General features: G+C 62.8%; 22 protein-coding genes. 7 read left to right on the forward strand and 15 right to left on the reverse strand.

What is annotated here, in order from left to right; genetic code table 11:
• Positions 1-97 precede the first annotated feature (97 nt).
• Together AB5Y82_RS17185 and AB5Y82_RS17190 are read left to right on the forward strand one after the other, a co-directional pair.
• Positions 98-1276 (forward strand): MFS transporter, encoded by a 1179-nt coding sequence (locus tag AB5Y82_RS17185; protein ID WP_111899550.1) that lies wholly within the window; start codon positions 98-100, stop codon positions 1274-1276.
• 143 nt (positions 1277-1419) lie between these two features.
• Positions 1420-2091 carry an NAD(P)H-dependent oxidoreductase gene (locus tag AB5Y82_RS17190; RefSeq protein WP_368174286.1) on the forward strand — a complete coding sequence of 224 codons (672 nt, stop codon included), beginning with the start codon at positions 1420-1422 and terminating at the stop codon, positions 2089-2091.
• 100 nt (positions 2092-2191) lie between these two features.
• Here AB5Y82_RS17190 and AB5Y82_RS17195 read toward each other — a convergent pair whose 3' ends face one another.
• From AB5Y82_RS17195 to AB5Y82_RS17230, 8 genes are all read right to left on the reverse strand, one after another.
• Positions 2192-2800 carry a DoxX family protein gene (locus AB5Y82_RS17195; protein ID WP_064338242.1) on the reverse strand — a complete coding sequence of 203 codons (609 nt, stop codon included), beginning with the start codon at positions 2798-2800 and terminating at the stop codon, positions 2192-2194.
• The gene (locus AB5Y82_RS17200; RefSeq protein WP_111899549.1) at positions 2797-3591 is read right to left on the reverse strand and encodes a putative DNA-binding domain-containing protein; all 795 of its coding nucleotides are present in this window, start codon (positions 3589-3591) and stop codon (positions 2797-2799) included. The genes AB5Y82_RS17195 and AB5Y82_RS17200 overlap by 4 nt, the downstream gene beginning before the upstream one ends.
• Entirely contained in the window at positions 3584-4441 is an 858-nt protein-coding gene (locus AB5Y82_RS17205; RefSeq protein WP_368174287.1) for a DUF692 domain-containing protein, read from the reverse strand. Before AB5Y82_RS17205 ends, AB5Y82_RS17200 begins: the two co-directional genes overlap by 8 nt.
• Positions 4429-4758, reverse strand: a complete 330-nt coding sequence (locus AB5Y82_RS17210; RefSeq protein ID WP_111899547.1) for a hypothetical protein — start codon at positions 4756-4758, stop codon at positions 4429-4431. Before AB5Y82_RS17210 ends, AB5Y82_RS17205 begins: the two co-directional genes overlap by 13 nt.
• The gene (locus AB5Y82_RS17215) at positions 4751-5710 is read right to left on the reverse strand and encodes an MBL fold metallo-hydrolase (RefSeq protein WP_111899546.1); all 960 of its coding nucleotides are present in this window, start codon (positions 5708-5710) and stop codon (positions 4751-4753) included. The genes AB5Y82_RS17210 and AB5Y82_RS17215 overlap by 8 nt, the downstream gene beginning before the upstream one ends.
• A gap of 128 nt (positions 5711-5838) precedes the next feature.
• Positions 5839-5949, reverse strand: coding sequence for a cytochrome bd-I oxidase subunit CydX (cydX, locus tag AB5Y82_RS17220; protein ID WP_005337572.1), 111 nt, complete (start codon positions 5947-5949; stop codon positions 5839-5841).
• A 16-nt stretch (positions 5950-5965) separates the two neighbouring features.
• On the reverse strand, positions 5966-7105 hold the full coding sequence (cydB, locus tag AB5Y82_RS17225; protein WP_111899545.1) for a cytochrome d ubiquinol oxidase subunit II: 1140 nt from the start codon (positions 7103-7105) through the stop codon (positions 5966-5968).
• Positions 7105-8676 carry a cytochrome ubiquinol oxidase subunit I gene (locus AB5Y82_RS17230; protein ID WP_111899544.1) on the reverse strand — a complete coding sequence of 524 codons (1572 nt, stop codon included), beginning with the start codon at positions 8674-8676 and terminating at the stop codon, positions 7105-7107. Before AB5Y82_RS17230 ends, cydB begins: the two co-directional genes overlap by 1 nt.
• 122 nt (positions 8677-8798) lie before the next feature.
• Between AB5Y82_RS17230 and AB5Y82_RS17235 the strand changes: the two genes are divergently transcribed.
• Complete coding sequence (locus tag AB5Y82_RS17235) at positions 8799-10214, forward strand: PLP-dependent aminotransferase family protein (protein WP_368174288.1); 1416 nt, start codon at positions 8799-8801, stop codon at positions 10212-10214.
• A 93-nt stretch (positions 10215-10307) separates the two neighbouring features.
• On the opposite strand, the gene AB5Y82_RS17240 is transcribed toward AB5Y82_RS17235, so the two are convergent.
• Together AB5Y82_RS17240 and AB5Y82_RS17245 are read right to left on the reverse strand one after the other, a co-directional pair.
• Positions 10308-10766: a GNAT family N-acetyltransferase gene (locus AB5Y82_RS17240; protein ID WP_111899542.1), complete on the reverse strand. Its 459-nt coding sequence runs from the start codon at positions 10764-10766 to the stop codon at positions 10308-10310.
• 153 nt (positions 10767-10919) lie between these two features.
• A complete protein-coding gene (locus AB5Y82_RS17245; protein WP_042656069.1) occupies positions 10920-11558 on the reverse strand; it encodes a tellurite resistance TerB family protein in 639 nt (212 codons plus the stop codon).
• Positions 11559-11706: 148 nt separating this feature from the next.
• On the opposite strand from AB5Y82_RS17245, the gene AB5Y82_RS17250 reads away from it, so the two are divergent.
• Together AB5Y82_RS17250 and rsmS are read left to right on the forward strand one after the other, a co-directional pair.
• Positions 11707-12174: an acyl-CoA thioesterase gene (locus AB5Y82_RS17250; RefSeq protein WP_005337580.1), complete on the forward strand. Its 468-nt coding sequence runs from the start codon at positions 11707-11709 to the stop codon at positions 12172-12174.
• Between the two features lie 94 nt (positions 12175-12268).
• Positions 12269-12424 carry a pleiotropic regulatory protein RsmS gene (rsmS, locus tag AB5Y82_RS17255; RefSeq protein ID WP_074042636.1) on the forward strand — a complete coding sequence of 52 codons (156 nt, stop codon included), beginning with the start codon at positions 12269-12271 and terminating at the stop codon, positions 12422-12424.
• A 45-nt stretch (positions 12425-12469) separates the two neighbouring features.
• Here the strand turns inward: rsmS and AB5Y82_RS17260 are convergent, their stop codons facing one another.
• Entirely contained in the window at positions 12470-13312 is an 843-nt protein-coding gene (locus AB5Y82_RS17260) for a LysR family transcriptional regulator (RefSeq protein ID WP_368174289.1), read from the reverse strand.
• A gap of 176 nt (positions 13313-13488) precedes the next feature.
• Between AB5Y82_RS17260 and AB5Y82_RS17265 the strand changes: the two genes are divergently transcribed.
• Positions 13489-14751, forward strand: a complete 1263-nt coding sequence (locus AB5Y82_RS17265; RefSeq protein WP_368174290.1) for an MFS transporter — start codon at positions 13489-13491, stop codon at positions 14749-14751.
• A gap of 67 nt (positions 14752-14818) precedes the next feature.
• Here AB5Y82_RS17265 and rluF read toward each other — a convergent pair whose 3' ends face one another.
• Both rluF and AB5Y82_RS17275 read right to left on the reverse strand, forming a co-directional pair.
• A complete protein-coding gene (rluF, locus tag AB5Y82_RS17270) occupies positions 14819-15835 on the reverse strand; it encodes a 23S rRNA pseudouridine(2604) synthase RluF (protein WP_368174291.1) in 1017 nt (338 codons plus the stop codon).
• The gene (locus AB5Y82_RS17275; RefSeq protein ID WP_368174292.1) at positions 15825-15947 is read right to left on the reverse strand and encodes a hypothetical protein; all 123 of its coding nucleotides are present in this window, start codon (positions 15945-15947) and stop codon (positions 15825-15827) included. The genes rluF and AB5Y82_RS17275 overlap by 11 nt, the downstream gene beginning before the upstream one ends.
• 342 nt (positions 15948-16289) lie before the next feature.
• Here AB5Y82_RS17275 and AB5Y82_RS17280 point away from each other — a divergent pair, with 342 nt between their 5' ends.
• Positions 16290-17870 carry an alpha/beta hydrolase gene (locus AB5Y82_RS17280; RefSeq protein WP_368174293.1) on the forward strand — a complete coding sequence of 527 codons (1581 nt, stop codon included), beginning with the start codon at positions 16290-16292 and terminating at the stop codon, positions 17868-17870.
• A 220-nt stretch (positions 17871-18090) separates the two neighbouring features.
• Here the strand turns inward: AB5Y82_RS17280 and AB5Y82_RS17285 are convergent, their stop codons facing one another.
• Positions 18091-18459: a VOC family protein gene (locus tag AB5Y82_RS17285; protein WP_043825666.1), complete on the reverse strand. Its 369-nt coding sequence runs from the start codon at positions 18457-18459 to the stop codon at positions 18091-18093.
• A 163-nt stretch (positions 18460-18622) separates the two neighbouring features.
• Positions 18623-19090 carry a hypothetical protein gene (locus tag AB5Y82_RS17290; RefSeq protein WP_323929850.1) on the reverse strand — a complete coding sequence of 156 codons (468 nt, stop codon included), beginning with the start codon at positions 19088-19090 and terminating at the stop codon, positions 18623-18625.

Consider the following 19090-nt stretch of genomic DNA (forward strand, 5'->3'; position numbering starts at 1 on the left):
GCAAAAGTAATTTGATGTTACCGTCATTTTTGCCAACAAAACCCATCGGCATACTGGCGCCATTCTCCCGTCGGGAGTCCCTATCCAAGGAGTTGTTATGCCACTGGCGTTATTTGCCCTTACCTTAAGTGCCTTTGCGATCGGCACTACCGAATTTGTGATCGTGGGGCTTATCCCCACCATAGCCCAGCAGCTTAATGTCTCGCTCCCCTCGGCGGGCCTGCTGGTCAGCCTCTATGCCCTTGGGGTAGCCATCGGCGCCCCCGTGCTCACAGCGCTCACCGGCAAGGTGCCGCGCAAGTGGCTGCTGGTGGGACTGATGGCACTCTTTACCGCCGGCAACCTGCTGGCCTGGCAGGCCCCCGGTTACGAGAGCCTGATCGTGGCCCGCATCCTCACCGGATTGGCGCACGGGGTCTTCTTTTCGGTAGGCAGCACCATCGCCACGGGTCTTGTGGCCAAAGAGAAGGCAGCGAGCGCCATCGCCATCATGTTCAGCGGCCTCACCGTGGCACTGGTAACCGGCGTACCGCTCGGCACCTGGATTGGTCAGGTCTTTGGCTGGCGTGAAACCTTTCTGGTAGTAAGCCTGCTCGGCCTCATCGCCATGGTGGGCAGCCTGCTGCTGATCCCGAGCAACCTGCCCAAGGGGGCAGCCTCGACCATCCGCGAGCAACTCTCGGTACTGACCAAAAAGCCGCTGCTGCTGGTCTACGCCAAAACCGCCCTTGGTTATGGCGGCGCCTTCACGGCCTTCACCTTCCTCGCCCCCATCCTGCAGCAGGTGAGCGGCTTTAGCGCCGGTGCGGTGAGCCTGATCCTGCTGGTGTACGGGGTATCGGTTGCCGTCGGCAATATCTGGGGCGGCAAGCTGGCCGACAAGATGGGCCCATTGCCCGCACTGAAACTGCTGTTTGCCGGTCTGGCGCTGGTGCTGCTGGCCCTCACCTTCACCGCACCCCATCCGGTGCTGGCCGTGCTCACCGTGCTGGTGTGGGGCGCCTTTGCCTTCGGCAACGTGCCGGGTCTGCAGGTACTGGTGGTGAAGCAGGCCGAACTGCACACCCCCAAGGCGGTGGATGTGGCATCGGGCCTGAATATTGCCGCCTTCAACGTCGGCATTGCACTGGGATCTGTGGTTGGTGGCTTGGTGGTAGAGCACCTCGGCCTGATGCACACCCCCTGGATCGGCGCCCTTATCGTTCTGCTGGCCTACGGGCTAACCCATGTCAGCGAGCGCCGCGAAGCCCTCCGGCTCGCTGCCTGTCAGGCATAAGCTGCGCCAGCAGGCGTCACGCAAGGGCGTGGCGCCTGCTGCAATCGGCGCGGCAGGCTTCTATGCTGTGACACAGCCTCAAGCCCTCAACTGTTTCAGTAACCAAGCCGGTCACCCTCGCATCATTTGCCACGGAGTCTGTTATGAAGGTGCTTATTGTCTATGCCCATCCCGAACCCAAAAACTTCAACGGTGCCCTCTTCTGCCACGCCATCAGGGCGCTGGAGCAAGCGGGTCACACAGTGATGACCAGCGATCTCTATGCCATGGGCTTTGATCCCGTCTCGGATCGACGCAACTTCACTGCCGCCAGCGATCCCGATTTTCTCAAGCTGCAACTCGAAGAGCTGGCTGCCACCGAGCAGGGCAGCTTTGCCCCGCAGCTGGAGCAGGAGATGCAAAAGCTGGAGGCGGCCGACCTGCTGATCTTCCAGTTCCCGCTCTGGTGGTTTGGCCTGCCCGCCATCCTCAAGGGGTGGGTGGATCGGGTCTTTGCCATGGGGCGGGTCTACGGTCAGGGCCATATCTACGAGAGCGGCAAGTTTCGCGGCAAGCGGGCCCTGCTGAGCCTGACTACCGGCGGCCCTGCCGAGACCTATCTGCCCGACGGCTTCAACGGCGATATCGACGGGGTGCTGCGCCCCATCCAGCGAGGGATCCTGCAATTTGTCGGCTTCGATGTGCTGCGCCCCCATATCTGCTATGCCCCGGTGCGGGTCTCGCAAGAAGAGCGGGAAGCCTGGCTCGCTCAGTGGGCCGAGCGCCTTGGCCAGATTGAGCAGGAGTCCCCCATCGCAGTCGGCCGCTACCAGTAACAGCTGCCCCCCCACACAGCACAAAAACAGCGAGCGGCCCCTGGCCGCTCGCTGTTTTTCACGCTCTGTCGTTATGGTTTTTGTTATCCGTGGGCAAGCCTTATGCCGCCTGTTGCACGCCTGCTTTGCCGGTCACCGCCCGCTTGAGCCAGTAGTCGAGGCTGACGTAGCGGCCACCACCGTAAACCAGCAACACCAGCAGCATCACGAAGTAGGTAGCGGCAAACTCCATCCCGTTGTTGAGCATCACGGGATCACCCAGCTCAGTGATGTAGTTGTAGCGACCGGGGAAGTTGGCGGCCAGCCACTCGATAAAACCGTTGAGGCGCAAGGTGGCCTCCATACTGCCAGTGGCGATGGCGTCCCAGCCGTGCTTCCAGTGCACCATGGCGCTCGCCACGCTCATCAGGAAGATGGTGGGAATGGCCATGATGCGGGTAAAGAGGCCAAGGGCGATGCAGATGCAACCCAGTACTTCGGTGCCCGCCGCCAGAAAGGCGAGCAGGGTCGGGAACGGCAGGTTGAGCCCCCCTTCCGAGACCGGCGCGCCAAACCAGGCGACCGTGCCGGCAAAGCCCATCACCTTGGAGTGGGCCCCCACATAGATGACCGGAATGAGATAGAGGCGAATGGCCAGCAGGGCCAGAAAATCGAGCCGCTTGCACTGGGCCACCGCCCGCTCGTACCACTGGATCAGAGTGTTGTTCATGGGAATTCTCCTTGGTGTTTGCTAAATGGGGGCAAGGGGCGGCCGGGCTGGCGCTCGCCAACGGGCAAGGTCAGCAGACCCAGCCGGTAAAAATGGCGTGCCCACTCGATCAGATCAAAGTCGCGGCGAACCTGTTGTACCTGTTGTTGGAACGCGGCTTGGGTGATCCCCGGCTGCTGTTGCAGCAGCTGGATCAGCGCCACATCCCATTCGCGCAAGCGCTGGGTCACCACCTGATGTTCCGGGCTGCGAAACAGGCCATAGAAGTGGTTGCCCTGCCGGGTCGGCACCACGCCGCTGCGACGAATGGCAAAGGGGAGCTCAAGCAGTTGCAGGGTGGGATTGAGCACAAACGGACTCTCCGCCGTCACCTCCTCCCCCGATATAACTTGCGGCACTACCCCTTCATCAATCTCGACACAGAGGCTGGCCCACTCGTACTCCAGCAGCGCCAGCCGCTGCCTGGGCCAGTTGAGAGAGCCCTCGCCGTGGCGATGCTGCACATAGCGGACAAACTCGGTGGCGATATGGTGAAACTCCGGGGCCTCGGCGCCGTGCTGGATAACAAAGCCCTCCACCAACTGCCACCTGTCCACCGGCGCCCAGCGAGCGTGGGTGAGCGGAAAGGCGCTCTCCAGCACCGACTCCACATTGGCGCGCACGCTGCGGGCATAGTGGCTGGCGATGCCATCCTGCGGCAGCCGCACCCGGCTCGCCAGCCAGGCGGTCTGCTGCTGCATTCGCTGCGGCGCCGTTTTGGACGCAGTGACCAGAGATAACCGTCTATCCATAACGCACCTCCCGCACCTGACGGTCGATCGCCTCACAACAGGCGCCATGCACCCGCGCCAGCTCGGCCTCCAGCTCGGCCAGCGGCGGCAGATGGTGATCCCGCTCCAGCAGCAGGGGACGCAGGCCATGGGTCTGCACCGTATAACGGGCCAGCGCCACCACCTCCTCGCACACCGGTTTGCCATGGGTATCCAATAAAGTGCCGTCTGCCTCTTCCAGATGACCGGCGATATGGAAGTAACGGATCGCATTGCTCGGCAGACCGGCGATCATCCGCTTGGGGCAGTAACCGTGGTTGCGGCTGTTTACAAAGACGTTGTTGATATCGAGCAGCAGCTCGCAGCCGCTGCGCGCCACCAGCTCGGCGAGAAAATCCTCCTCCGGCATCTCGTGGTCATAGCCGTGGTAGTAGGAGATATTTTCCAGCACCAGCGTGCGGGCCAGCGCATCCTGCACCTGCGCTATCCGCTCGGCCAGATAGGGAATGTTCTCCCACTGGCGCGGCACCGGCAGCAGTTCGTAGAGATAACCCTGCTGGTCACGGGAAAAGCTCAGGTGCTCGCTATAGATCTCTATGCCGAACTCATCCAGAAAGGTACGGATCTGGCTGAGCAGGGTGCGATTGAGGGGCTGACAATCGCCGAGGGAGAGGCTGAGGCCGTGAGCCACCAGCGGGTAACGCTCGGCCAACTGATGCAACTGCGCCCGCCTGGCGCCGCCGATGGCCATCCAGTTCTCCGGCGCCAGCTCGAGAAAGTCGATGCCGGGGCGGACGGGGCCGGAGCAGAGCGCATCCAGATGCTCCTGGCGCAGCCCGATCCCCCGACTGCGGGAGCTTATTGGCCGCATACCCCCTCCGTCATCTTGCTGCCGTTGCTGGATCTGTCGCCATCAATCCCATCGCCCGCCACGCCACACTTGCCATCGCGGGCGCGCACCAGCCGCCCCTGCGGATCACTGTCTAGGGCTTGCTTCTCGAAGCGCTTCTCGGTGCCGCACTTGCCCGCCGCACACTTGCCGCCGTGCTGTTCGCTGGGGGCGGCTTTCACCGGCGCATCGCTCGGGGTGGCCGCCAGCGCCAGCCCTGGGGTCAGGGCAATCAGGCTGGTCATGGCGATGGAGAGGGTCAGTTTGCCGGTGGTTTTGTTGCTGCTTGAGTTACTCATGAGCGGACTCCTTGACGGATGAAACGGGGTAGCTGGAGAGATCGCGGGCGGCCACGATCTGGCCGTGGAACTGCTGTTTGACGATGGCCATCGCCTCTTTCTTGTGATTGAGGCCAACCCCCATCCAGTGGTTGAGCACCAGCAGCTTGGGGTTCACCTCGGCGGCAATTTTGGCCACCACAGATGGCTTGGCATGGAGCGAGGCGGAGATAGGGTCGGCCCCTTCGTGGATGGCGAGCGGCATCACCAGAATGTCGGCCCCCTTGGCAAACGGCACAAAGGCCGGGTTGCTGCCGTTCTGATCCGCCGAGATGACGATGGTCCCCTCGGCGCTCTCGATGCGATAGGCCAGACAGGGCACGTCACCGTGAGGAATGCCGAGCGCGGTGATGGTCAGCCCATCCTGCTGATAAACGGTGTGAGGCCGCGGGCTCTGGTAGGGCACATCATGGAGAGTGATGGGGAAGAGGCCATCAGTGCCATCCTTGAAGCCGCTCAGGTAGGCATAAGCGCCCTTCTCCTTGTTGAAGAGGGCATCAAAGTAGCCGCTCATGCTGGGGAAAGCCGAACCAGCCTCTGGCCCCGCCAGATCCAGCGGATCGCTGCGTTCGAAGAAGTAGGCCCCCTTGAGCAGGGCGGGCAGGTCGGTCACATGGTCGGTGTGGAAGTGGGTGATGCCGATAAAATCGACCTCTTCGAGCTTGGCCCCCGCCTGGCCGAAGCGCAGGTAGACGCCGCCACCGGCATCGATCAGGATGCGGGATTTCCCCTTCCACCAGATCACCTCGCTGGAGGAGGCACGCAGGTCGTCGGAGATGGGGCCGCCACTGCCGAGCACCTGCAGGGTGAAGGTTTTATCCAGTGGCGTCAGTTGTACCGGTTCGGCACAGGCCGGGGCGACGGTGAGCGCGCACCCGATGGCCAGCGCCACCGCTTTCAATCTCTGTTTCATCACAATTACCTGTCGGTTGGTTGTCGGTTGAAAGTGTGTCGTTTGTGTCGTTTAAAGAGGGGGAGAGAGGGGCCGATGGCGACGTGTGAACGCCAACCACCGGCCGTGGCGGGGCGCGAACCCCGCCGTCAGTTACCGTCCCGTTCGTCCGCCTGCCAGCGCGCTTCCAGCCAGAGCAGGTTGCACAGGCCCAGCAGCAGGGCGAATCCGAGGCCCAAAATCCAGGTGAAGTACCACATAGCAGATCCCTTGAGGTCAGTAGAGTTGATGGCTGTCGCGCTTGATGCGGGCACGGTCGAGCTTGCCGCGCACCACCCGATAGACCCAGCCGGTGTAGCCCAGGTTGACCGGCATCAGCACCAGCACGAGGCCGAACATGATGGCCAGGGTCTTGTAGCTGGAGGTGCTGTCCCACAGGGTCAGGCTGCTGACCGCATCGAGGGATGAAGGCAGCACGAAGGGGAACAGGGCGATGGCCACCGAGCAGAGCATGGCGGCGCAGGCGATGGCGCTGGCCAGCAGCGCAATCCGGCCCCGCTCCAGCCAGGAGGCAATCCCGCTCACCAGCGGCGCCAGCGCCCCGATGATCGGCACCAGCCACAGCAGCGGATAGTCAAAATAGTTGCGCAGCCAGCCTCCGGCGTGGGGGATCACCCCCTTCATCAGCGGGCTGATGGCAGCATTCGGGTCAAAGGGTTGTGTGCCGACACCGGTCAGCTGAAACCCTTGCAGATCCACCAGATGCCAGCCGGCCAGCAGGTAGCAGAGGCTCACCAGCGGGGCCAGCAGGATGGCGATGCCCCGTGCGCGCAGCGCAGGGGTGCCAGTCACCTTGGCTTGCAGAAAACCGGCGCCGTGCAGTAGCAACAGGGTGATGGCGGTGGCCAGCACCGAGAGCAGCCAGCCCCAGTGGAAGTCGAACGCGCCGTAGTGCAGACGCAGCGCCGTATCGAAGCGAAACGGCAGCCCCTCCATCACCAGACCGATAGCCGCACCGAGGATGAGCGCCGGTATCAGGCCGCCGGCCACCAGCGCCCGATCCCACCAGCGGCGCCACAGCGGATCGGCCAGCTTGCTGCGATAGTCAAAGCCGACCGGACGCAAAAATAGCCCGAGCAGCAGCACCACCATGGGGATGTAAAGCCCCGAGAAGGCGGCGGCATAAACCAGCGGCCAGGCGGCGAAAAGGGCACCGGCGCCGGCAATCAGCCACACCTGATTGCCCTCCCACACCGGTCCCACGCTGTTGATCACCAGACGGCGGTCGTCGTCATCTTTCGACACCACCGGCAGCAGCATGGCGATGCCGAGATCGAAGCCATCCATCACGATAAAACCGACCATCATGAAGAGCACCAGCGCCCACCAGATGAGTTTCAGGGTTGCGTAATCCATCAGGCGATCCTCGCAAGTTCGGGTTGTTCACCGCTGTAGCGGCCGGTATGGAGAATGGCGGGCCCCTTGCGGATCACATGGCGCAACAGGAACAGCTCCACCACCAGCAACAGGGTGTAGATGGAACAGATAGCAATCAGGCTGAACCAGAGTTGGCCCGGCTGAAGCAAAGAGACCGAGGCCGAGACCGGCAGCACGTCGCTGATGGTCCAGGGTTGACGGCCGAGTTCGGCCACCAGCCAGCCCGCCTCGATGGCGATCCAGGGCAGCGGAATGCTCCAGAGCAGGGTCTTGAGCAGGCGCGGCGAGTCTTGCAGCCGGTTGCGGCAGAGCTGAACAAAGCTCACCACCATCAGCCCCAGCATGGTGACGCCAAGCCCCACCATCACCCGAAAGCCCCAGAACAGCGGTGCCACCGGCGGGATGGAGTCATCGACCGCTTTGGCAATCTCTGCCTCACCGGCCTTGGCGATATTGCTGGCATAGGGGGTGAGCAGCATGCCGTAGCCGAGATCCTTGCCGTGCTGCTCGAAGCGGGCACGGTTGGCCGGGCTGTCATCACCTTGCCGGATCTGGTCGAGAGCCTCGGCCGCCACCATGCCGCTACGAATGCGCGCCTCGTTCTGCACCTTGATATCCTTGAGGCCGGTCACCGCCTCGTCGATGGAGCGGGTGGCGATGATCCCCATCAGATACGGGATCTTGATGGCGGCGTGGGTGGTCTCGGCAGCCTGATCCGGGAAACCGAACAGGGTGAATGACGCGGGGGCCGGCTCGGTCTCCCACTCCGCCTCGATGGCGGCGAGCTTGACCTTCTGCACCTCGCCGGTGCGATAGCCCGACTCATCCCCGAGCACAATGACCGAGAGGATGGCCGCCAGCCCGAAGCCGGAGGCGATGGCGAAGGAGCGCAGGGCAAACTGCACCTCGGTTTTGCGCAGCAGATACCAGCTGCTCACCCCCATCACGAACATGGAGGCGGCCACATAGCCTGCCGCAACGGTGTGAACGAACTTCACCTGTGCCACCGGGTTGAGCAGCACAGCGGCGATATCCACCAGCTCCATCCGTTGGGTCAGCAGGTTGAACTCGGCCCCCACCGGGTTTTGCATCCAGCCGTTGCCGATCAGGATCCAGAGCGCCGAGAGGTTGGAGCCGAGCGCCACCAGCATGGTCACCAGCAGGTGCTTGCCGCGGGAGAGCTTGTCCCAGCCAAAGAAGAAGAGCCCCACCAGGGTCGATTCGAGGAAGAAGGCCATCAGCCCCTCGATGGCCAGCGGGGTACCGAAGATGTCCCCCACGTAGTGGGAGTAATAGGCCCAGTTGGTGCCGAACTGAAACTCCATGGTGATCCCCGTGGTGACCCCCATGACGAAGTTGATGCCAAACAGTTTGCCCCAGAAGCGGGTGATGTCCTGATAGATCACCTTGCCGGTCATCACATAAGCCGACTCGGCGATCACCAGGATCCAGGACAGCCCCAGCGTGAGGGGCACAAACAGGAAGTGGAACAGGGCCGTGGCGCCAAATTGCAGGCGAGACAGGCTGACCACGTCATCCGGATTGATCATGCGTCACTCTCTTTTGTTGTATTTGCCTTGCACGTTTCGTGCGTGACAAGTACATCACGGAGCATGACACCTATAACAGATGCAGTTATATTGAATTACACCTATAACAGTTGATCCAGATCATGTCCCTTTACCAGCAGTTGGCCGACCGCCTGCAAAGCCAGATCGACGATGGCATCTGGCAACCGGGGGAGCGCATCCCCTCCATTCGCCAGAGCTGCAAGACCCACGGGCTCAGCCCCATGACGGTATTGCAGGCCTATCAACTGCTCGAAAGTCAGGGGCGGATCCTCGCCCGCCCCCAGTCCGGCTACTACGTCAAAGCCGCCTCACCACAGGTCGTGCAGCACACGCCGAGCCAGACCCACTACAGCGGCTCGGTGGATATCAACGATCTGGTGTTCGAGGTGTTGCAGGCGAGCAAATCACGGGATCTGGTGCCCCTTGGCATGTCGGTGGCCGATCCGACCCTGTTCCCACATCCCCAGCTCGGGCGGGCCCTGGCCAGCTGCATGCGCAAGCTCGATCCCTTCAGCACGGTGGCCGACCTGCCCCCCGGCAACGAAGCGCTGCGCCGTGCCATCGCCCAGCGCTACGCCAGCGACGGGGTGGCGGTCAATCCGCAGGAGATCATCATCACCACCGGCGCCATGGAGGCACTCTCCCTCAGCCTGCAGGTGCTGACCGAGCCCGGTGACTGGGTGGTGGTGGAGTCCCCCACCTTCTATGGCGCCCTGCAGGCCATCGAGCGGCTGAAACTCAAGGCGGTGGAGATCCCGGTCATTCCGGGGGTGGGTATCGATCTGACGCTATTGGAAGACGCCCTCAGCCAAATGCCGATCAAGGCGTGCTGGTTGATGGGCAATGTGCAGCACCCGCTGGGCCACACCATGCCGGATAGTCACAAAGCGCGGCTGATGGCACTGCTCAACAGCCATGGGGTGCCGCTGGTGGAGGATGACGTCTATGCGGAGGTCTACTTCGGCCGCGAGCGCCCCAAGCCGATCCGCCACTGGGATCAGCGTGGCGACAGCCTGCTCTGCAGCTCCTTTTCCAAGTGTCTGGCACCGGGCTTTCGGGTCGGCTGGGTGGTGGCGGGGCCCCATGCCGAGCGGGTGCAGCGGCTGCAGCTGATGTCCACCCTCTCCACCAATGTGCCGAGCCAGCTGGCGCTGGCCGAGATGCTGCGCCAGGGCGGGGTCGATGCCCACTTTCGCCGCCTGCGCCACACCCTGGCCCAGCGCCAGCAGCAGATGCGGGCGGCCCTGCAACGGCTGTTGCCGGACGAGGTACGGATCTCCTCCCCCGATGGCGGCTACTTTCTCTGGCTGGCGCTGCCTGCCCATTTCGACAGCCGCACCCTGCACGCCAAGGCTCTGGGCAGCGGTTTTTCAGTAGCCCCCGGCGCGCTCTTTTCCAGTCAGGGACAACACAACCACTGCCTGCGCCTCAACAGCTCCCATCCCTGGAGCGAACAGCTGGAGCAGGCCCTCACCCGGCTGGCCGCACTGATTGCCGCACAACTCGGTGAAAAGTAACGAGGCAAAGAGCCGCTGACGAAACGAACAAAGGCCCGTAACGGGCCTGTGTAGTTGGGGAGTGACGCGCCTTGGCTCGCCATCAGAAACTAGTTATCTGGCCATGATCTGCGACTGCACCTTGAAGCCCAGCGCCTCGTAGAGCGCTTGGGCACGCTCGTTGAAGGCCATCACCTCCAGCCGGATTTGCTGAGCATCACGGGCCTTGGCCCACTCATCGCAATGGGCGATCAGCACCTTGCCAATCCCGCGAGAGCGGTGCAGCTCATCCACCACCACGGAGCCGATCCGGCAGAGAGGCAGCTTGCTGAGAAACGGTACGCTCTCATTGATATCGATCCGCGCCGTCAAAAAGCCCACCACCCTGCCATCCTGCTCGGCAACGCAGAACAGACGCCCTTCCGCGCCGATGGCGCTCAGCAAAAATGCCCGCTCCTCTGGCGAAGGGGGGCTGAACACTTCGGGATAGTGCTGATGGTGGATCTCTCCTATCTGCCGGTTCAGCTCGACAATGGCATCGATATCCAGTTCGCTTGCCTTGCGTATCTCCAACGGTTGCTCCTTGCAAAAAAGTGATGGTCCTGCGCCATCTTAGGGGCTGTGCTCCGCAATCCAAATAGGCTCATCCGTATCTTTTGGCGGGCAGCACAAACAACAACGCCCCTTGCACGGGGCGTTATCGGCAATCCATGGCGGTGAGGGATATCAGGCGGGGGCGTTAAGTTGGGCCACCTGCCGCTCGATGCTCCCTTTGAGGTTGTCATCGAGTTTGAGGGCGCGCGCCAGTTCGTCGAGATAACCGCGCTCCATAAAATGATCCACCTCGATGGCGAGCAGGGAGGCGAGATAGACCTCGGTGGCCAACTCCATGTCGGTCACTTCCCGTGCCAGCGCATGGGGATCGAGGGGGCGGGCCAGCTCGGCGTCAATCCAGCGGGCGACATCGCTCTGACCCTGTTCGGTCAGGTACTCCTGAATTTTCTGGCGCTCGGCCCCGTCGATATGGCCATCGGCCCGGGCCGCCGCCACCATGGCGCGCACCAAAAGCGCCGCGCGGGCATCCAGCGCATTGCCTTCCAGCCCACTGATGGGATGGGTGGGCTGGGCCGGTGCCGCCTGCTGGGCCTGCCAATCCTGATAGAGCTTGTAGGCCAGCCCGCCAAGGGCTGCGGCGCCGCCCACGGCAGCGGCCTTGCCACCATATTTGCGCACTTTTTTATTGCCCAGCAGCAGACCGAGCGCGCCACCGGCCAGCGCTCCCTGCATCTGCCCCTTGCGCTTGTCGCCGCCTTCGTTGAGCCAGCCTTTGCCAGCCCCCAGCAACTGTTCCAGCATCTGTTTCATGGTGTCACTCCTGCGGGTCAAAAAAGTGAAATCGGGATGAATAGAGCCAGATAGTGACCCCGCCCCCCTGAATCGGGGATGAACCCTTGACCGGGCAGGCCGATGGGGCAAAGCTCAGGGAAACTCTTCAGGCAATAAGGATGTAACTGTGCCCAATCGCGAACTGACCCTGCAATTTCTGGCCGAACCCTCCGACGTCAATTTCGGCGGCAAGGTACACGGCGGCATGGTGATGAAGTGGATCGATCAGGCGGGCTATGCCTGCGCCGCTGGCTGGTGCGGCGGCTATGCGGTGACCGTCTATGTGGGGGGGATCCGCTTTTTGCGCCCCATCCAGATTGGCCAGCTGGTAGAGGTGCACGCCCAGGTGATCCACACCGGCACCACCAGCATGCATCTGGCGGTGGATGTCTACAGCCGCCACCCCACCGAGACCGAGCGCCACAAGACCACCCACTGCATCATCATCTTTGTGGCGATGGATGAGCAGGGCAAACCGACCCCGGTGCCTCAGTGGCAGCCGGTGAGCGAGAGCGATCTGCAGTTGCAGCAGTACGCCAAAAAGCTCATTGCCCTGCGCGAGGAGATCGACAAGGAGATGCGCCAGCACCTCTGACCTTCATGCCTCATAGCCCGATACAGCGGGCGCTTTCGGCCAACGGCGGCGCCCCTGTATAATCCCCCCTCTTCCCGCAACCGGAACCCTGCCCATGTCACTGGAAACTGCCCCGCCCGAGGTGAAACTCGCGGTGGATCTGATTGAACTGCTGGAGACCAACCAACTGGCCCCGGAGCTGGTGCTGGCAGCACTGGCCATCGTGAAACAGGATTACGAGCGCAAGCTGGCGGAGGGGAAGGATCACTGATCCCCCCGTTTATCTTTCCGACTTCAGTTTTCCCCATACCACAAATTACTGCGGCCCCATCACCTCGTCACAGAGGGCGATCAGGGCCGCGCTCAAACGGGTGAGCGGCTCGCTCCCGCTTCCCCCGGCATGGAGCGCCAGCTCCACCGGCGCCACCTTGGGCCACTGGGTCAGGGCCAGCTGATCGGCGGGCATCAGCCGTTTGGGCAGCAAGCTCACCCCGATCCCCGCGCTCACCGCCCCCTGCAAACTGGCAAGGCTGGCGCTGACATAGGCGATACGCCAACGCCGCCCCAGACCATCGAGCGCCTCGGTCATCTGCCGCCGATAGAGCCCTTCGCTCGGGAACACCACCAGCGGCAGCGGATCCCGTTCCCGTGCGGGCCAGTCGCGACTGTCAACCCACACCAGCGGCTCGCGCCAGCTGGAAAGCGGCGAACCTTGGCCGCGCGTCTGCTTGACCAGCGCCAGATCCAGCTCCCCCGCCTCGAAGCGCTGCCAAATCTCGTGGCTCAGGCCACTTTGCACCTCCAACCGTACCTCGGGGTAGTCGCGGGCAAAGTCGGCCAGCACCGGGGTGATGGCGCCTGCGGCGAAATCCTCCGGCACCCCGAGGCTGAGCGATATGCTCCCCTCGCTCACCTGCTCCTCGGCCTGCGCCAGTAGCGCCAGAATGCGGCGGGCCAGCCCCAGTAATTTTTCCCCCTCCGCCGTCGCCACCACCTGACGACCGGAGCGGTCCAGCAGCGGACAGCCGAGCTGCTGCTCAAGGCGGCGGATCTGCTGGCTGATGGTGGATTGGGTCAGATGGACCCGTTCACCGGCGCGGGTAAAGCTGCCGGTGTCGATAATGGCGACAAAACTGCGCAGTAACAGGGGATCCAGCATGGGGCACTCCATTTACAAAATCACTGAAACTCATTCTATCATTTAATTTCCAAATGACTTTCGAGCCCGCTAGGCTGGCGTTTTTGCTTCCTTTGACGGTGATCAGCCATGTTCAGCCCCGATGACTCCGTGTCCCGAATGCCCCCTGTTTCTCCCAGAACCGGAAACAGCGCCCGATGAATCAACGAAATGCGGATCAACCCGCAGGCCAGACCGCCCTGCTGGTGCTGGTGATCCTGACTGGCCTTAACCTGCGCCCCTTTCTTACCGCCATCGGCCCGCTGAGCGGCGAGATTGGCCGCGCCCTGTCGCTGGGGATGGATACCCTGGCCTGGCTCACCCTGCTGCCGCTGTGGCTCATCGGAGTCGGCGTGCTGCTCACCCCGCGCCTGCGCAGCCTTGCCAGTGCCACCACCCTGCTGGGGCTGGCCCTGCTGCTGCTCGCAGCGGGCAGTGCCCTGCGTTTTGATGCCCAGAGCGGCCCCCTGCTGATCACTACCGCTGCGCTGTGCGGCCTGGGTTCGGCGCTGGTGCAGGGGGTGCTGCCCGCCCTTATCAAGCAGCACTTTGCCCGCAAGGTGCCGCAAGTGATGGGGATCTTCTCTGCCTGCATGATGGGGGGCGGTGCGCTCGGCGCCAGCCTCACGCCACGGCTGGCGGCCAGCCTCGACTGGTCGCAGGCACTGGCACTCTGGAGCCTGCCGCTGCTGCTGGCCCTCATCTGGCTAGGGTGGAAAGTGCGTCTGCCAAGCACCGCGGCGGTCGCCATTCCCCACGGCGAACAGCGGCTGATCACCCTGCCCCGCAACTGGCTGCTGATCGTCTGCTTTGGCATCATCAACAGTGGCTACGGCATAGTCGTGGCCTGGCTGGCCCCCGCCTATATGGCGAATGGGTGGAACGCTGCACAGGCGGGCGAACTGGTCGCCTGGCTGGCACTGGCGCAGACCGCCAGCGGCCTTGGCTTGCCGCTACTGGCGGCGCGCAGTCTGGATCGGCGGCCATGGATGGGGCTGGCGATTGCCATGCAGTTGGCGGGATTTGGCGGCCTCTGGCTGGCGCCAGACAGTGCCCCGATCCTCTGGTGCATGCTGTGCGGCGCCGGTCTTGGCGGCAGCTTTTCGCTGATCATGGTGATTGCGCTCGATCACCTGCCCGACCCGCGCCGCGCCGGCACCCTGAGCGCCCTGATGCAGGGCTTCGGCTTTATGCTGGCGGCCACCGGCCCCTGGGTGGCGGCACGGCTCTATCACTATGTGGGCGACTTTGCGGCCGCCTGGCAGTGGCAGTTGGGGGGCCTGCTGCTGATGAGCCTGCTGGTGCTGCGCCTCGACCCACGCCACTATCCCCGCGTCATGGGGTTACCGACCGCCAGCGAGCCAACCATCTCGGCGCCCCTCCCAACCAGCTCTGCAGTCCAAAACAACACACCGGCCTGAGGCCGGTGTGTTGGGGATAACCGTGTTAGGGATGACAAGATAGGCTGATGCAACTCAGAGGGGCAACTCAGCGCCCCTTCTTCTGCCGTCCGGTGTTAGCGGTGCGCGGCTTGCCAGCGGCCGGTTTGCCACCCTTGGGTGACCCTTTACCAGCACCACCTTTATTGGCAGCACCTTTGCCCGCCCCCCCCTTGCCTACCGGCAGCTTCTTCTCGAAAGCTTCCGGGCCCGGCACATTGGGGCGCCCGCCAATCTCGTGATCGTCATCGCGGCGCGGCTTCTTGCCCTGCCCCGGTTTGGCGCTTTGCGCCGCAGGGGCCTTGGCCGCCTTGGGTTTGTCGCCTTTGGCCGGTTTCACCTCGGAAGAGGAGTCCTCAATCAGCTTGAACAAATCGATCAGCTCGTCGTCGGTGAGATCGCGCCACTCGCCTACCGGCAGCCCCTTGAGGCTGACGTTCATGATGCGAATGCGCTCGAGCTTGGTCACTTCAAAACCGAAGTGCTCGCACATGCGGCGGATCTGGCGGTTAAGCCCCTGCACTAGCGTGATGCGAAAGACGAACGGCGCCTCTTTCTTCACCTTGCACTTCTTGGTCACAGTACCGAGGATCGGCACCCCGGCCGCCATGCCGCGCACAAACTCGTCGGTCACCGGCTTGTCGACGGTCACCAGATACTCTTTCTCGTGATCGTTGCCCGCCCGCAGGATCTTGTTGACCAGATCGCCGTGGTTGGTGAGGAAAATCAGCCCCTGCGAATCCTTGTCGAGCCGCCCGATAGGGAAGACCCGGGTGCTGTGGTTGACGAAATCGACGATGTTGTCCTTCTCGCCCGCCTCTGTGGTACTGACGATGCCCACCGGCTTGTTGAGGGCGATCAGCACCAGACTGTCCGCCTCGCGCGGCTCGATCACCTGACCGTTCACCTTGACCAGATCGCCAACCTGCACCTGATCACCGATCCCGGCCCGCTTGCCGTTGATAAAGACGTGGCCCTGCTCGATAAAGCGGTCGGCCTCGCGGCGCGAGCAGATGCCGCTCTCGCTGATGTATTTGTTCAGGCGCATGGATTCGTTAGCCAGCATGGGTTACCTGCCACAGGGTCTGGGCCGCGCCCGGTTGTGCCATTGCCGGTTCCGGCTGCGCCGGGGAGGCTGTTTGCTGCATCAGCCAATTCACTACGTCAAAGTTCTGCATACCATTCCATCTTCAAAAAAGGCCAATGCCAGCTTATCCATCAAAAAACGCCGCTACAGTAGCATAATTGCCCCCTTTCAGGGGCAGATAGTTGCAAGTTCGCAGCACCCAAGCGGGCATCTGCGGACAAGTTCACAGCGCCAGATGGCCCGCGATACAGCCTTTGAACGGCCAGCCTGATGCCAACGGCAGGATCAGGCGCCCACAGCCAGCGCGGACGAACGCCATCAACTATACATATCACCTTGTTTCCATTAGGCTTTAAGCCGGTTGGCAGCGCCTTGGATGCTGCGCCAAACTCGCCCGCCCAAAGGCGGCCCCCCTATCGCCAAGGATTGCGCCATGCTGGCTCACACTCGCCGCCTTGTTCGCCGTGCTCTGCTGACCCTGTTGCTGCTGTTGCTGACCGCATGGGCGGTGATCGCCTACTTCGCCTGGCAAGCAGCGCCGCTGCAGCTGTGGCACACTGTGGTGCCCCCCGAACTCAGTGCCGATGAGCTCGACAGCAGCGACTGGCAAGCCTATCTGGCCCGCGAAGCAGAGCTGTTCGAGCTGGTGGCCACCGAGGTAGTCGCCAAGACGCCGCCGGAGCAGCAACTGGCCAGCAATCGCTACTATCAGGACGCCCCCATCAATCCCGCCCGCTTTCAGCAGAACTGGAACCGCTCCTACCTGCTGCGCCCCGAGGGGGACGTCAAAGGGGTTGCTGTGCTGCTGCACGGCCTGACCGACTCCCCCTACAGCCTGCGCCATCTGGCCAGACGCTATCAGCAGCAGGGCTTTATCGCGCTGGGGCTGAGGATCCCCGGCCACGGCACTGTGCCCACTGGCCTCGTGGATGTGGATTGGGAGACTTGGCTGGCCGCCACCCGACTGGCGGTGCGGGAGGCCAGATTGCTGGCACCGGGCAAGCGGCCGCTCCATCTGGTGGGCTTTTCCAACGGCGGCGCGCTGGCGGTAAAATATGCGCTCGATGCGCTGGCCGACCCGAGCGGTGCGCTGGCAAAACCGGATCGGCTGGTGCTGATCTCCCCGATGATCGGGGTGACCCGCTTTGCCCGCTTCGCCGGGCTCAAGGCCGTGCCTGCCCTGCTGCCCGCCTTTGCAAACGCAGCCTGGCTCGACACCATGCCGGAGTTCAACCCGTTCAAATACAACTCGTTTCCGGTCAACGGCGCGCGCCAGTCCTATCGCCTGACCCACGCCATCCAGCAGCAGGTGCGCCAGCTGGCCGCCAGTGGCGAGCTGGCGGCGTTTCCCCCCGCCCTCACCTTCCAGTCGGTGATGGACTACACCGTCAGCACCCGCTCCATCATTGCCGATCTCTACCACTACCTGCCGGCCAACGGCAGCGAACTGGTGCTGTTTGATATCAACCGCAGCACCCTGTTTGGCCCGCTGATGAGCTCGGCCTCCGAGCTGGCGCTGCACCGCTTGCTGCCAAACGCCCCTCAGCACTATCGCCTCACCGTGGTGGGCAATGTGGACCCCGCCTCCCCCGCAACGCAGGCCAGAACGCTGGCCAGCGCCGACCAGCCTGAGCATATCCGTCCGTTGGGTATCGACTATCCCAAGGAGATCTACTCCCTCTCCCATGTGGCGCTCCCCTTCCCGATGGACGACCCCCTCTATGGCATGGCAGCGCGCCCGCAGCAGCGGGAGCAATACGGCATCAATCTCGGCGGTCTGGCCCTGCGTGGCGAGCGCGGGGTGCTGATCGTCAACCCCGGCGCCCTCACCCGCACCTCCTCCAACCCCTTCTACCCCTATCTGCAGCAGCGGGTGATGGAGACCCTCACCGCCCCTCCCGTGGCTCGGTCTGCAGCCGTAACCCCTGCCAGCAGCGGTCAACCTGATGCGGCCTATCAGGCAGAAGTGGAGCAGTTTTTACAGGAGAGCGACGAGAGCAGCTCGCCTTTCTAGGGCGTTTCTGGAGTATCGGCAAAGAGGCACTGGCGCTGGGTCGATGGCGATACAAGAAAGGGGCCGTCAATTGACGGCCCCTTTCTATTGATGATAGCGATGGAACTGATGGCTTGGTGGACTCAGGGATAGATGCTCACTTCTATCAGATTCTGATCCGGGTCGAGGAAGTAGAGTGATTCTGATAGGTGTTGCACCGTCAGGCGCCGCGCCAACCCTGTCAGGGATAGATGCTCACTTCTATCAGGTTCTGGTCAGGGTCGAGGAAGTAGATGGATTCTATCGGCCCACAGGCACCGCTTTTGGTCACAGGCCCCTCGACAATCTCCACCCCGTGGCAGGCAAGCTGGGCCATCACCTGCTCCAGCGGCCAGCGGGTGATAAGGCAGACATCTCCCGACCCCACCTGCGCCCGATTGCGCGGCTCCTGCCCCAGCAGTTGCAGATTGATCTTCTGGTTGCCAAACCCTACCGCCCGGCGCCCCGCACCGAAGGTGATGGCCTCCATATTGAGCACCGAACTGTAAAATTCCACGGCCCGTTCGATATCACTGACCGTCAATACCAGATGGTCGATATGGCTGATCATGGTTACCTCCTGGTGGTGATCTGGCTGATGTGACCGGCATATGCCCGCAAGCATCCGACTGTCGTCGCCACAGCGGGCAACCCCATCTTACCCGGCAAGGGAGAGCCCATGTGTGCCGTGGCGCGCAAAGCGAGCGCAAATGATCTGGTCAGATAAATTCGCGTTACTGCACCGCAGCGCACGCTTTGTCACGCTGGGCCTGCAGGGTCTCATCTTCGCTATCCATCGCCGCCAGAATCGCCTGATTGCAAGCCCGCTCTGCCAGCTTGGCAGGACTCTGCTTGGCATCCCCAATCTCTGCAATCATCGGCCGATAACTGACGGCCGCCGAGCAGTACATGGTGCGAAATTTGGGCAGTTGCCAACTGCTGTCATCCTGTCGGGTCAAGTCATCACACAGCTTGTGAAACAGGGCGGACGCCTTGACCGAGCACTGACTAAAACGCCGCACATCTTGCTCATAAGGACGGCAAACGCTCGGCTGCTGGATCTGCCACAGCTGAAAAGAGAACGGGACCGACTCCCCCTCATACTGCACCACCAGCGTCTTGGCCTCAGTGCCATAGATATCCGCAACCTGCTGCTGTACCAGATTGAGATAAGCCGAAAAAAGATAGGAAACCGGATCCAT

It is taken from the genome of Aeromonas sp. s13, from assembly GCF_040907905.1.
GTDB classification, from domain to species: Bacteria; Pseudomonadota; Gammaproteobacteria; order Enterobacterales; family Aeromonadaceae; genus Aeromonas; species Aeromonas veronii.